The sequence below is a fragment of the Streptomyces sp. NPDC093801 genome (assembly GCF_040701585.1).
Taxonomy (GTDB): Bacteria; Actinomycetota; Actinomycetes; order Streptomycetales; family Streptomycetaceae; genus Streptomyces.
The window spans coordinates 23,031-35,422 of record NZ_JBFBDP010000040.1 but is presented as its reverse complement, the minus strand read 5'-3'; the positions used below and the strand labels follow the sequence as shown (position 1 = coordinate 35,422).

At 72.8% G+C, this 12,392-nt stretch carries 13 protein-coding genes; 9 read left to right on the top strand and 4 right to left on the bottom strand.

Annotated features, from left to right (window positions below):
- Positions 1–224: 224 nt before the first annotated feature.
- Together AB0469_RS34390 and AB0469_RS34385 are read left to right on the top strand one after the other, a co-directional pair.
- Positions 225–1,046, top strand: a complete 822-nt coding sequence (locus tag AB0469_RS34390; RefSeq protein ID WP_366455424.1) for an endonuclease/exonuclease/phosphatase family protein — start codon at positions 225–227, stop codon at positions 1,044–1,046.
- Between the two features lie 226 nt (positions 1,047–1,272).
- The gene (locus AB0469_RS34385; RefSeq protein ID WP_366455423.1) at positions 1,273–1,503 is read left to right on the top strand and encodes an MbtH family protein; all 231 of its coding nucleotides are present in this window, start codon (positions 1,273–1,275) and stop codon (positions 1,501–1,503) included.
- A gap of 86 nt (positions 1,504–1,589) precedes the next feature.
- On the opposite strand, the gene AB0469_RS34380 is transcribed toward AB0469_RS34385, so the two are convergent.
- Positions 1,590–2,936, bottom strand: a complete 1,347-nt coding sequence (locus AB0469_RS34380; protein WP_366455422.1) for a lysine N(6)-hydroxylase/L-ornithine N(5)-oxygenase family protein — start codon at positions 2,934–2,936, stop codon at positions 1,590–1,592.
- Positions 2,937–3,107: 171 nt separating this feature from the next.
- On the opposite strand from AB0469_RS34380, the gene AB0469_RS34375 reads away from it, so the two are divergent.
- Positions 3,108–3,800, top strand: a complete 693-nt coding sequence (locus AB0469_RS34375) for an FMN-binding negative transcriptional regulator (RefSeq protein WP_366455421.1) — start codon at positions 3,108–3,110, stop codon at positions 3,798–3,800.
- A gap of 51 nt (positions 3,801–3,851) precedes the next feature.
- On the opposite strand, the gene AB0469_RS34370 is transcribed toward AB0469_RS34375, so the two are convergent.
- Complete coding sequence (locus tag AB0469_RS34370; RefSeq protein WP_366455420.1) at positions 3,852–4,550, bottom strand: LmbU family transcriptional regulator; 699 nt, start codon at positions 4,548–4,550, stop codon at positions 3,852–3,854.
- Positions 4,551–4,803: 253 nt separating this feature from the next.
- Between AB0469_RS34370 and AB0469_RS34365 the strand changes: the two genes are divergently transcribed.
- Entirely contained in the window at positions 4,804–5,958 is a 1,155-nt protein-coding gene (locus AB0469_RS34365) for a serine hydrolase domain-containing protein (RefSeq protein ID WP_366455419.1), read from the top strand.
- A gap of 15 nt (positions 5,959–5,973) precedes the next feature.
- Here the strand turns inward: AB0469_RS34365 and AB0469_RS34360 are convergent, their stop codons facing one another.
- On the bottom strand, positions 5,974–6,957 hold the full coding sequence (locus AB0469_RS34360; protein ID WP_366455418.1) for an AfsR/SARP family transcriptional regulator: 984 nt from the start codon (positions 6,955–6,957) through the stop codon (positions 5,974–5,976).
- Between the two features lie 33 nt (positions 6,958–6,990).
- Complete coding sequence (locus tag AB0469_RS34355) at positions 6,991–7,737, bottom strand: alpha/beta fold hydrolase (RefSeq protein ID WP_366455417.1); 747 nt, start codon at positions 7,735–7,737, stop codon at positions 6,991–6,993.
- A 412-nt stretch (positions 7,738–8,149) separates the two neighbouring features.
- Between AB0469_RS34355 and AB0469_RS34350 the strand changes: the two genes are divergently transcribed.
- The 5 genes from AB0469_RS34350 (at position 8,150) to AB0469_RS34330 (ending at position 12,364) form a co-directional block, all read left to right on the top strand.
- Positions 8,150–8,365: an MbtH family protein gene (locus AB0469_RS34350; protein ID WP_045946089.1), complete on the top strand. Its 216-nt coding sequence runs from the start codon at positions 8,150–8,152 to the stop codon at positions 8,363–8,365.
- Between the two features lie 161 nt (positions 8,366–8,526).
- Positions 8,527–9,249: an LmbU family transcriptional regulator gene (locus tag AB0469_RS34345; RefSeq protein ID WP_366455416.1), complete on the top strand. Its 723-nt coding sequence runs from the start codon at positions 8,527–8,529 to the stop codon at positions 9,247–9,249.
- Positions 9,250–9,375: 126 nt separating this feature from the next.
- On the top strand, positions 9,376–10,941 hold the full coding sequence (locus tag AB0469_RS34340) for an amino acid adenylation domain-containing protein (protein WP_366455415.1): 1,566 nt from the start codon (positions 9,376–9,378) through the stop codon (positions 10,939–10,941).
- Positions 10,941–11,159: a phosphopantetheine-binding protein gene (locus AB0469_RS34335; protein ID WP_366455414.1), complete on the top strand. Its 219-nt coding sequence runs from the start codon at positions 10,941–10,943 to the stop codon at positions 11,157–11,159. Before AB0469_RS34340 ends, AB0469_RS34335 begins: the two co-directional genes overlap by 1 nt.
- Positions 11,160–11,170: 11 nt before the next feature.
- Complete coding sequence (locus AB0469_RS34330; RefSeq protein ID WP_366455413.1) at positions 11,171–12,364, top strand: NAD(P)/FAD-dependent oxidoreductase; 1,194 nt, start codon at positions 11,171–11,173, stop codon at positions 12,362–12,364.
- Positions 12,365–12,392: the final 28 nt, after the last annotated feature.

Here is a 12,392-nt window from a genome sequence, read left to right as displayed (position 1 = left end):
CCCCAATGGGATCGAGATCGGTTACCGGGGAAAACTACCCGACGCCCCCGCCACCACGACAGCCGCTCCGGCGCCGGTTCCCGCCCCGCGCACGGCAGTTGGCCCCGCGCCGGGGGCGCGCACCCGCCGGGGTGCGTATGCGCGCCGGTGCCGGGGACCTGACCGGTGACAGCCCTGCCCCCCGCCCCCGCCCGCACCCCGCCAGCCCGACCGGGAGCCCCGCCATGCGCTGCCGCCTGCCCCGCCCCCTGCACGCCGCCCTCACCGCCTCGGCCGCCCTCCTCCTCGCCGCCCCCTGCACGGCGCCGCCCGCACGGGCCGCCGGGGCGCCGCCGCTGCGCGTCGTCACCTACAACATCTGCGGGAACATGTGCTCCGCCGCCCCCTACGACGACGACCGCCGCATCGACAGCGTCGTGGCCCAGGCGGACCCCGCCGGCTGGAACGCCGACCAGCTCTTCCTCCAGGAGGTGTGCGAGCCGCAGTACGACGAGATCCTCGCCCGGCTCGCCCCGCAGGGCTTCCGGGGCCACTACGGCCCCACCCTCTCCGGCCTCCCGCAGGTCTGCGGCGGCCACCCCTACGGCAACGCCGTCCTGGTGAGGGGGCCGGTGAGCGCCACGGCCGACCTCGACCTGACCGTCGGCGGCGAGTCCGAGCCGATCCGGGTGCCCTGCGTGCGCAACGCCCTGCACGGCCTCACCAACTGGGCCTGCTCCGTGCACCTCTACTGGGACGACGGCACCCGCGGCGCCCCCGAGGCGCGCAGGCTCGCCGCGCAGGCCGGCGCCTGGCGGGACCAGGGCCTCCCCGTCCTCCTGGCGGGCGACTTCAACCACTCGCCCGGCACGGCCTCCACCGAGCCCTTCTACTCCGCCGGCTTCGCCGAGGCCGACCCCGACGACCACCCCACCTGGAACGACAAGAAGCTCGACTACGTGTTCTTCGGCTACCCGGACCTCACCCGGCGGGAGGCCGAGGTCCTCCCGCTCGACCCGGCCGTCTCCGACCACCGCATGCTGCGGGCCGTCGGCCTGAGGGGCTGAGGTCCGGTCGACGGGACAGCGGGCCGCGGAAGCGGCGGGAGCCTCGGACGTCGGGGTGGTCGGGGTGGTCGGGGAAAAGAATCCCGGGGCTCCACGGGATTCCCGAAAGGTGCCATGATCGGGCCTGGCGGAATTGCCGGCACCATCCGCACCGTCCCCCGACCGATGACGCGGCCCGCCCTCCGTCCGACGGCGGGCCGTGGACGGCTTGAATTGGAGTGGTTCGATGAGCAGCAACCCGTTCGACGATGCCGAGGGCCGTTTCCACGTAGTGGTGAACGACGAACTCCAGCATGCGCTGTGGCCCGCGTTCGCCGAGGTTCCCGCCGGCTGGCGCGCCGTGTTCGGCGAGGAGAGCCGCGCGAACTGCCTCGCGTACGTGGAGGAGCACTGGAGCGACCTGCGGCCGCGGAGCCTGCGGGAGGCGATGGAGGCCGGCGCGGCCGGCGCCGCGTGAGCTGACGGGTTCCGCCCCCGACGGCCACGGGGCGGGCCCCGGCGCTGCCGCCGCAGCGCCGGGGCCCGCCCCGTGGCGTACCCGTCTCAGGCCGCCGAGGGCGCCTCCTCCACGCGTCGCCCCAGCTCCCGCTCGGTGCGCCGCAGCACGATCGAGTCGGCGATCTCGCCGCTGCGGATCGCGATGTTCGACAGCAGCGCCGAGGTCAGGCCGTGGCTGTGCTCGGTGCCGCCCTGGAGGTAGACCCCGCAGGTCAGCCCCGAGGTGGAGACCAGCCGGTAGTCGCGCTCCACCCGGTGCCGGCCCACCGCGTCGCGCTGGAAGTGCCGGTCGAAGTCCTCGCCGAGCAGGCGGGCGGGGTCGAGGCCGTCGTAGCCGCTGGCGAACACCAGTGCGTCGACGGCCAGTTCCTCCCGGCTGTCGTCGAGCAGCGAGCGCAGGACCACCCGCGCCCCGCTCCCGGAGCCCTCGACCCCGTCGACCCGGGTCAGGTTCCGGAAGCGCAGCCGCTGGACCCCGCGCACCTGTTCGTCGTACCACCGCTGGTAGAGGGAGCGGATGACGTCGGCGTCGACCACCGAGTAGTTGGTGTTGCGGTGGTAGCGCCAGAACGCGTCCCGCGCCCCCTCGGTGCCGAAGTAGTACTCGTCGACCGTGTCGGGGTCGAACACCTGGTTGGCGAAGGGGGTGTCGTCGGCCACGGAGTAGCCGTACGACGGGATCACCGCGGAGACCTCGGCGTGGGGCAGCGTGTCGTAGAGGAACCGGGTGACCTCGGCCGCGCTCTGCCCGGCGCCGACCACCGCCACGCTCTTGAGCTCCGCCGGGTCCTGCGCGTTGAACCGGGTCAGGAACTCCGAGCTGTGCCACACCCGCTCGCCGGCCGACACCCCCTCCGGCATGCGCGGCACCAGCCCCGTGGAGACGACCACGTTGCGCGCGGTGACCACGCTGACCCCGTCCCCGGTGCGCACCTCGACCTCCAGCAGGTCCGGCGTGCGGGACCCGGCGCCGGTCACCGGGCGGACCGAGGTGACCTCGGCGCCGTAGGTGACCTGGTCGCGCAGGCCGGCGGCCGCCCATTCGAGGTACTGGTGGAATTCCTGCCGGGTCGGGATGAAGCTCTGGTTGTTCACGAACTGCACCAGCCGGTTCGAGGCGTGCAGGTACGAGACGAAGCTGAACCGCGACATCGGGTTCCGGAAGGTCGCCAGGTCCTTCAGGAACGAGATCTGCATGGTCGTCGACGGCAGCAGCATGTTCCGGTGCCAGCCGAACGTGGGCTGCCGCTCGAAGAAGTGGGACCTGACCGGATGCAGCGGGACGCCCGCCCCGTGCTCCTGCAAGGCGATCGCGAGCGACATGTTCGACGGGCCGAACCCGATGCCGATGACGTCGTAGATCTCTTGGTCGCGCCTGCCCGTTATGCCCATAGGAAATTCTCCCCCTTGCGTCTGGAAAACTCGGCCGGTGGCCCGAGAGACCGTTCTGAAGTGTTGCCCGGGGGAGGCCCCGGGGCAACTCGAAAACTGCATGAAGAGCGTTTGAAGGGTTATCGGGGCGAGCTGTATCCGGAATCGTTGTCCTGTCGGCGGGACGCCGGTATGGTCGGCGGAGATTTCAGGAGGCAATTGCCGAAAGGGGGAATCCGGGTGTTCGTGCCCAGCTTTTACCGTGAACCGGACAGTTCGTGGATGGTCGACCTCATCCGCGGAAATCCGATGGCGCTCGCGGTGGCCAACGGCAGCCCCGAGGACGGTCCGTTCGCCACGCACCTCCCGGTCATCTTCGATCCCGTGACCTCCGGCGAGTGGACCGGCGAGCTGCCCGGGGCCACGCTGCTCGGCCACATGAACCGGGCGAACCCGCACTGGGCGGCCCTGGAGACGGGCGGCGTCCTGCTGCTGACGTTCACCGGACCGCACTCCTACGTGTCGCCCACGGTGTACGCGAAGAGCCCGGCCGCTCCCACCTGGAACTTCACCTCGGTGCACGTCCGGGGCGTCGTGGAGAAGATCGACTCGATCGAGGAGACGCTGGAGGTGGTGCAGTCCACCGTGCGCGCCTTCGAGGGGGCGTTCGGCGACGGCTGGGACATGACCGGGTCCCTCGACTACTTCAGGAAGATCGTGCCCGACGTGGGCGCCTTCCGGTTCACGGTGACCGGGGCCGAGGGCATGTTCAAGCTCAGTCAGGAGCAGCCCGACGAGGTGCGCGAGCGGGTCCGCGAGTCGTTCGGACAGAGCGCGTGCACGTACAGGCGCGAGACCGCCGGACTGATGGGGCGGCTGCCCTGACGCGGCGCCGGCCCGCGCCCGGGTCCCGGGCGGTGACCCCGCGCCCGGGCCTCAGGCGCTGACCGCCTCCTTGCGCTCCTCCCGCCCGCCGAGGTCCTCCAGGGCGCTCGCCGCCGCGCTGTCCAGGGTGGTCATCACCCACTGCTCGAAGTCCACGCCCAGCTGCTCGGCGGCCTTGTGCCACCACTGGACGCGGCTGCCGGGGACCTCCAGCCGGCGGCTCGGCTCGATGGGCGCGCGCTCCGGCTGACCGCCCTGGCGCGTGGCGCGCAGGGCCGCGCGCAGCTGCTTGGTGCTCCACTGCCGCTGCTCGGCCCGGTCCAGCCAGAGGTCCTGCTCCCCGACCGGCATGGACGCCAGCTCGGCGTGGTGCTGGAAGCTGAGGGAGGCCCGGCGCCGGCCGAGGTCGAAGCGTCTCGACACCCACGCGTAGTTGCGCAGCGTCTGGTACGAGAGGCCGGCGGCGCGGATCCCGCGCTGGTACCGGTCGGTGTAGTGGTCCTTGCCGTACTTGAGCCAGTCGCCCAGCCACCAGCAGGACGAGTCGAGCACGCCGACGAGCTGGTGCCCGGCGCGCTCCCACTCGTCGTAGGCCATCCCGGCCGGCATCTGCAGGCCCACCTTGGTCGTCAGCACTTGGCCCCTGCGCGGCGCGGCCCCCGCGGTCTGCGGCTGCCACGACGGGGGTTGTGGGGGAGCGGTCGCCGGGCTGCCCTGCGCCGCCGCGGTGTGACCGGCCTGACGTGCCATCGTGCCTCCAGGAGAAGGGGCGTACACAACCGGCGAGAACTGTTGCGGGGCGGGCTGGAGGGCTGCCGGAGCAGCGTTCGAACGGCCGCGCGCCACGCGGCGCCCCAGGGCTGTCCCGTCGACGGGACGGCCCTTTCTCCTGTGCGGATCGATTTCCGCCCGCCCATGCCTGGGAATTCGGCCGCCAAGGCCGAAAAGAACCTGTGGGCAGGTATTTTTCCGACCAGATGAATTTCCGGAGAGGGGTATGACGATGCGGAAGAGACCCAGAGCCGGCGTGGTCGCAGTCGCGGCGGCCGCACTCATGGCCACCGCCTTCACGGGACCCGCCCGGGCGGCGTGGGAGGCACCCCCGGCGGCCGGCCACCAGGCGACGCAGCGCGCGATCGAAGCGGCGGTCGCCGCCGGGGTGCCCGGCGTCGCCGCCGAAGGGCGGGACGGCGGCGGCGTGTGGAAGACGGCCGCCGGCGTGGGCGACCGGACGACGGGGGCGCCGCGCGGCAAGAACGACCGGTTCCGCATCGGCGGCATGACCAACACCTTCGTGGCGACGGCCCTGCTCCAGATGGAGGCGGAGGGGAAGCTCGGCCTCGACGACACGGTGGACCGCTACCTGCCCGGCCTGGTGACGGGCAACGGCAACGACGGCCGCGCGATCACCGTGCGCCAGCTCCTCAACCACACCAGCGGCCTCTTCGACTTCCTCGCCGACCCGCAGTACGCCGAGACCTACCTGGCGGGAGACGGCTACCTCCGGCACCGGTACGACACCCTGACGCCCGAGCAGCGCGTGAAGGTGGCCCTCTCCCACGAGCCGCCCTTCCGCCCCGGCGCCAGGCACTGGTACTCCAACACCAACGACGTCCTGGCCGCCATGGTCCTGGAGAAGGCCGCCGGCCGGCCGTACGCGGAGGAGGTGCACAGGCGCATCATCGAGCCGCTGGGGCTCAAGGCCACGTCCAACCCCGGCACGAGCGCCCTCCTGCCCCAGCCGAGCGCCCGCGGCTACTCCCGGCTCTTCGCCGCCCAGCCCGACCGGATCGACGACGTCACCGAGACCAACCCGTCGCAGAGCTGGGGCAACGGCGACATGATCTCCAGCGCGGGCGACCTGAACCGGTTCTACGAGGCCCTCATGCGCGGTCGCCTGCTGCCGCCGCGGCAGCTGGCCGAGATGAAGACGACCGTCGACAACCCGGACTTCCCGGGCGCCTCCTACGGACTCGGCATCGAACGGCTCACCCTCGGCTGCGGCACCGTCCTCTGGTACCACGACGGCGGCGCCCTGGGCTGGATCTCCCTGTCCGCCTTCACCGAGGACGCCCGCCACCAGCTGACGTTCAACTACAACGCCAACTGGGGTGCGGAGACCATCCTCCCCATCGTCAACGCCGAGTACTGCTCCTAGGCCGTCCCTTCCGGATCAGGCCGTGCGCGCGGCCGCACCGGTCAACTCGTCGAAACGGCACAGGAGCCGCTCCTGCTCCTGCTGGAGCTGCTCGATGCGGTGCTGGAGGCGGGCGATCTCCTCGAAGAGCGGGAGCACCGCGTCCCCGCCCGCCGCGTCCGCCCCGGCGGGCGCCGTCCCCGCCGGGGACGGTCCGGCCGGGAGGGCGCCCGCCGACACGGCGAGGGCCGGGTCGTGGTGGAGGATCGCCTGCATCAGGCCGCGCAGGACGGGGCCCGGCTCGACACCGAGCTCGTGCACCATGCGGCGGCGCGCACGTTCGTACACGCGGAGCGCCTCCGCCTGCCGGCCGCAGCGGTAGAAGGCGACCATCAGCAGGTCGTAGAACCTCTCCCGCAAGGGGTTGTCGGTGGTGAGCACCATCAGCTCGCCGGTGATCTCGCCGTGGCGCCCGGTGCGCAGGTACGCGTCGTACATCATCTCCAGCGCGGTCAGCCGGTGCTCCTCCAGCTGGGCGGCCCGGCCCGCGCAGATGTCGCCGAGCACGCTGCCCTCCAGGGCCGGACCGCGCCACAGCGACAGCGCCCGGCGCAGCAGCTCGCCGGCCCGCCCCGGGTCCTCGTGCAGGATCCGCCGGGCGGTGTCGGTGAGCTGCTGGAAGCAGGCGGCGTCCGTCTCGGCGGGGGCGATCCGCAGGGTGTACCCGCACGAGGTGGTCGTGATCCACGGCGGCCGCTCCCGCCGCCGCGCGTCCCGGCCCTCCTCCGGCCCGGACAGCAGCCGGCGCAGCCGGGCCACCTGCACCTGGAGCGCGTTCGCCGCGTTGGCGGGCGGCCGCTCGCCCCACAGTTCGTCGATGAGCTGCTGCACGGAGACGTGGTGCCCGGCCTTCACCACCAGGGCCCCCAGCAGCGCGCGCTGCTTCGCGCCCGTGGGCAGCAGGTGCAGGCCGGCCTGTTCGTCGCGGACCTCCACCAGACCGAGAATGCGGAACTGCATGTCTTCTCCTCGCACGGGCCGGCAACGCAAGGGTCAGGAGGAGCGCGCCACGCCCGCCGCGTCGAGCGCCGCCGTCGCGTCCCGTTCGATCTGCCGCAGCAGCGGCCCGGGATCGTCCTGGAAGTAGAAGTGGCCGCCCTCCAGCACCCGCAGGCCCAGGAAGCGCTCGGTGTACGCCGCCCAGCCGGCCATCCGCGCCGGCGAGGCGTGCGCGTCCCCGGCGCCCGCGTAGGCCGACAGCGCCACCGGCAGCGGACCGGCCCCGGGAGCCGGGCGCCACTCCTCCACCAGGCGCAGGTCGGCCCGGATGACCGGCTCGAACACGGACCACAGCTCGGGGTCGTCGAAGATCCCGTCGGGCGTGCCGCCGAGCAGGTCCAGACGGGTCCGCAACTCGGCGTCGGGCAGCTCGTGGTACGGCCGGTCCGGCCCCGCCGGCTGCGGCGCCGTGCGCGCGGAGACACCGACCCACACGGGCAGCGGCAGTCCCCGGCCGGCCGCCCGCCGGGTCATCTCGTAGGCGACGAGGGCGCCCATGCTGTGGCCGAAAAGGGCATAGGGGACGGTGAGTTCGGCCTCGATCCCGCCCAGCAGGAAGTCGGCGAGGCGGCCCGCGTCCGTGAGCGGCGGCAGGTCGAGGAGGAAGCCGTGGCCCGGGGCGTCGAGCAGCCGCACGTCCCAGGTGTCCGGCAGTCCGGCGGGCCAGTGGCGGTAGGGCAGGTGGGAGCCGCCCGCGTGGTGCAGGACGAACAAGCGCAAGGCAGGACGTGTGCTGTCCATCTCTCTCCCTCGGATCGGGCCGCGCACCCTCGCACCATAGGGCCGCGCCCGGCCGGCGGTGTGCGCGCATCAGGTGGCCTGTGCCGCAGGTGTGGCGGCTCTCCAACGATCCTCAGGCGGTCGCGGCGCGGGGCGCGCCGCGACCGCCCCGGCCCGTCCTCCCGAGCGGAACTCGACCGTGTCTCAAAAGGGCCGTGGATACAGTGGGCGCCGAGCCGGACCGGCAACGCGGGCAGCCCAGCCCGAACGGTCCCCGCGATCCGGCCCGCAAGGCCGGGACACCGCACCACCGCTCGAACCGGAGCGCCGGACGCCCTGTCGCGACGCCGACCGGCGCCCCGCGCCCGCTTCCCCCACCCGGCCCGGCGATTCCCCTTCCCGAGTCATCCCATGACAGTTAAGGAAGTGTCACGTGAGCACGAACCCCTTCGACGACGGGGACGGCCGCTTCCACGTCCTGGTCAACGACGAGGACCAGCACTCCCTGTGGCCGGTGTTCGCCGAGGTGCCCGCGGGCTGGCGGGTGGTCTTCGGCGAGGCGGACCGGGCCGCATGCCTGGAGTACGTCGAGCGGAACTGGACCGACCTGCGCCCCAGGAGCCTGCGCGAGGCCATGGCGGCCGACTGACGCCGGACGCGAGCCGCCCGCCCACGGGCCCCGCACACCTGCGTCCCGCCGCCGCCCGCGCACACGGGCGGGCCGGGCGCAGCGCAGCGACAGCGACCGCCGGCCCGGACATCCGGGCGGGCGGCCGGCTGGCGCCCAGGCAGACAATCTGATGTTGGGGGATGAAGATGGTGAGCGGCGCTGCGAGAACCGCGGGCGGCCTCCGGGCCCGGCCGGTCGGCAACGGCGGCGGGCCCGCGCACGGGGACGTGGTCCTGTCCTTCGCGGGACCACAGGCCGAGGTGCGCAAGACGGGGATGATCCTCCCGCCGAACCTGCCGGAGCGCTCCTGGGAGCAGATCGGCACCAACCTGCGCGAGCTCGGCAACTCCTCTGCCTGGTGGCTCGCCGACTGGCTCCGCTTCGGCGAGGCCGCCTACGGGTGGCGCCGCTACAAGGAGGCCATCGAGCGCACCGGCCTCGACTACCAGACCCTGCGCAACTACGCCTGGGTGGCGCGGCGGTTCGACCACCACCGCAGGCGCGACGCCCTCAGCTTCGCCCACCACGCCGAGGTGGCCCGCCTGGCCCCGCCGGAGCAGGACTACTGGCTGCGCAAGGCCGAGCAGCAGAAGTGGTCGCGCAACGAACTCCGCAGGGCGGTCCGCGCCGCCCTCGCCGTCCAGAACGACACGGCGCCCCTCCCGGCGGCCGGGGACGGCGCGGAGCCCGGGGTGTCCCGGCTGGCCGACTCCGCGGCCAAGCGCCGCCAGGTCACGACGCTCACGATCGAGCTCTCTGCCGACCAGCTGGAACACCTCTCGAAGACGGCGGCCGCCCACGGCCTGCCCGTGGACCAGTGGGTGACCCGGCTGATCGAGACCGCCGACCGGAAGACCGCCTAGCACCGGAAGACCGCCCAGCACCGGAAGCCCGCCCGGCGCCGCGCCGCCGCGGGGCGGGCCGGTCCCGTTCCCCGTGGTGCGCCGGCGGCCCGCCCCGCCGGACACCTCTCACACCGGAGCCAGTTGATGATCCTTCAGGGAAAGCGGGTCGCCCTGCCCTCGGCGCCCGTCGTCCACCGACAGTTCGAGGCGCACGTCCGGGCCACCCCCGACGCCGTCGCCGTCTCCTGCGCCGGCCGGCAGGTGACGTACGCGGAGCTGGACGCCCGGGCGAACCGGTTCGCGCACTTCCTCGCCGCGCGGGGGACCGGCCGGGGCGCGAAGGTCGGCCTCTGCCTCGACTACTCGGCCGACCTGCTCGTCGCGATCCTCGGCACGCTCAAGGCGGGCGCGGCCTACGTGCCGTTCGACCCGGCCTACCCGCCGGCCAGGCTCCGGCTGCTGCTGGACCAGGTCCCCGACCTGGCCCTGATCGTCGCCTCCCCGGCCACGGCCGGGCTGATCGGGCAGGCGCCCGTCGAGGTCGCCGGCTTCGAGGAGCTGTCCGACCGGCTGGCGGCCCTCCCGGACACCGCCCCCGGCGTCGAGGTCACCGGCGATGACCTGTGCTACGCGGTCTTCACCTCCGGATCGACCGGCACCCCGAAGCTGACCGCCGTCCGCCACGGGGGCTGGTTCAACCTGATGAACTGGCTGAGGATCGAGTACGGCCTGCACCGGGGCTCGCACAACCTGGTCGTCAGCGCCTTCGGGTTCGACCTCTCGCAGCGCGCCCTGATGACACCGCTGTTCTGCGGCGCCACCCAGCACCTCATGGCCAGCCGGAACTTCGACCCCATGCTGGCCTACCGCACCCTGAACGAGCACGACATCCGCACCGTGCACTGCGCCTCCAGCACCCTGTACCTGCTGGTCGACTGGGAGACCGCGCGCGGCGGCGACGCACTGACCCGGCTCGACTACGTGCTCTTCGGCGGCGAGCCCCTCAAGGCCGAACGGCTGACGGACTGGGCACGGCGCGAGGGCAACACCTGCACCCTCCTCCACCAGTACGGCGTCGCCGAGTGCACGGACGTCGCGACCTCCTACGACCTCGCCGGGTACCGGCCCGGCGCCCACGAGGTCGCCCCGGTCGGCCGGCCGGCCCACAACACCGACATCCACCTCCTCGACGAGGAGCTGCGCGGCGTCGCGGCGGGGGAGCAGGGCGAGATCTGCATCTCCGGCGCCGGCGTCGGCGCCGGCTACCTGGGCGGCAGCGGTCCCGAGAACGCGAGGTTCACCACGATCGAGGTCTACGGGGTGCCGCGCCGGGCGTACCGCACGGGCGACCGCGGCTACGTGGACGCGGACGGGGAGCTGGTCGTCCTCGGCCGGATCGACGCGCAGGTGAAGGTGCGGGGCATGCGCATCGACCCCTCCGACGTCGAGCGCGCCCTCGGCCGGCTGGCCGGGGTCCGGGAGGCCGCCGTCGCGGTCACCTACACCGGCTCCGGCGAGGCCGAGCTGTCCGCGTTCGTCGTCCCGGCCGGAGGCGACCTCGCCGAGGACGACCTGCGCGCCCGCCTCCTGGAGGACCTGCCGCGGAACATGGTGCCGGCCCGGTTCACCAACGTCCCGCGGATCCCGCTCAGCCCGCACGGAAAAGTGGACCGCGCGGCGCTCGTCGATGCCCAAGCGAGAGGACTGTGATGATTGCCGACGGTGTGCGCGCCATCTGGTGCCGTGAGTTCGAGCGCGACGACATAGCGGCCGACGACGACTTCTTCGCCCTCGGCGGCCAGTCCCTGATCATGACCAAGATCCAGGGCGCCTACATCGAGGAACTGGGCGTCGAGGTCCCGATGGACCAGATGTTCCTCAACCCGACGATCGCGTCGATCTCCGCCTACATCGAATCCAACCGGTGAGGGGGGACGCCGTGTCCGACTACGACGTCATCGTCATCGGCGCCCGCTGCGCCGGCTCGCCGACCGCCATGCTCTTCGCGCAGCGGGGCTACCGCGTCCTGCTCCTGGAGAAGGCCCGCTTCCCGCAGGACACGCTGTCCTCGCACTACATCCACATGCAGGGCGTGGCCCTGCTCAACCGGTGGGGCCTGCTGGAGCGGATCCGCGACACGGGCTGCCAGCCGATCACCCACGAGCGCTACGAGGGCCCCGGCGTCCGCATCGACGGCTTCTCCCTGCCGATGGACGGCCTGACGACCACGTACGCCCCCCGGCGCTACGTGCTCGACCCGATCCTCGCGGAGGGCGCCGTGGCGGCCGGCGTGGAGTTCCGCGAGGGCTGCGCGGTCAACGACCTGCTCTGGGAGGACGACCGGGTCGTCGGCGTGCGGTACACCACGCCCGGCGGCGCCGAGGCCACCGACCGGGCGCGCCTGGTCGTCGGCGCGGACGGCATGCGGTCGCTGGTGGCCCGCAAGGCCGGGGCGCCCTACGTCATCGAGCACCCCCGGGCCACCTGCGTCTACTACAGCTACTGGGCCGGGGTCCCCTCCAGCTTCGAGCTGTACGAGCGGCCGGGGCGGTGGGTCGCCGCCGTCCCCACCAACGACGACCTCAAGCTGATCATGACCTACTTCCCGCAGGCCGACTACAACACGGTCCGCAGGGACGTCGAGCCCGCCTACCTCGAAGCCGCCCGCACCACCGCCCCCGACCTGTACGAGCGGATGCGGGAGGGCAGCCGCGTCGAGCAGATGTACGGCACGGGGCACCAGGAGAACTTCTTCCGCAAGGCCTACGGGCCCGGATGGGTCCTGGTCGGCGACGCGGTCAACCACAAGGACTCCATCACCGCCCGCGGCATCACCGAGGCCTTCGTCCAGGCCCAGTCGCTCACCGACCTCGTCGGGGAGCGGCTCCACGAGGACGCCGCGCTCCGGTCCGCCCTGCGCCGCTACGAGAACGGCCTGGGCAACGAGGCGCACAGCCAGTACCAGGGCGCCCTCAACGTGGCCGAACTCAAGCCCGAGGGGCGCACGGAGATGCTGCGCAAGCTCGTCGGCCACCAGGAGCACATCGACCGGTACTTCTCCACGCTGTCCGGGGCGATCTCCATCGACGACTTCTACAACGAAGAACTCCTGACCCTGCTCGACCAGAGCTGAGCGACGACCGACCTGCTCCCTGCTCCGC

Bases quoted from the DNA above. Each gene is read 5' to 3' on its own strand.
- AB0469_RS34390 (WP_366455424.1), top strand. From the start codon at position 225: ATGCGCTGCCGCCTGCCCCGCCCCCTGCACGCCGCCCTCACCGCCTCG.
- AB0469_RS34385 (WP_366455423.1), top strand. From the start codon at position 1,273: ATGAGCAGCAACCCGTTCGACGATGCCGAGGGCCGTTTCCACGTAGTG.
- AB0469_RS34380 (WP_366455422.1), bottom strand. From the start codon at position 2,936: ATGGGCATAACGGGCAGGCGCGACCAAGAGATCTACGACGTCATCGGC.
- AB0469_RS34375 (WP_366455421.1), top strand. From the start codon at position 3,108: ATGGTCGGCGGAGATTTCAGGAGGCAATTGCCGAAAGGGGGAATCCGG.
- AB0469_RS34370 (WP_366455420.1), bottom strand. From the start codon at position 4,550: ATGGCACGTCAGGCCGGTCACACCGCGGCGGCGCAGGGCAGCCCGGCG.
- AB0469_RS34365 (WP_366455419.1), top strand. From the start codon at position 4,804: ATGCGGAAGAGACCCAGAGCCGGCGTGGTCGCAGTCGCGGCGGCCGCA.
- AB0469_RS34360 (WP_366455418.1), bottom strand. From the start codon at position 6,957: ATGCAGTTCCGCATTCTCGGTCTGGTGGAGGTCCGCGACGAACAGGCC.
- AB0469_RS34355 (WP_366455417.1), bottom strand. From the start codon at position 7,737: ATGGACAGCACACGTCCTGCCTTGCGCTTGTTCGTCCTGCACCACGCG.
- AB0469_RS34345 (WP_366455416.1), top strand. From the start codon at position 8,527: ATGAAGATGGTGAGCGGCGCTGCGAGAACCGCGGGCGGCCTCCGGGCC.
- AB0469_RS34340 (WP_366455415.1), top strand. From the start codon at position 9,376: ATGATCCTTCAGGGAAAGCGGGTCGCCCTGCCCTCGGCGCCCGTCGTC.
- AB0469_RS34335 (WP_366455414.1), top strand. From the start codon at position 10,941: ATGATTGCCGACGGTGTGCGCGCCATCTGGTGCCGTGAGTTCGAGCGC.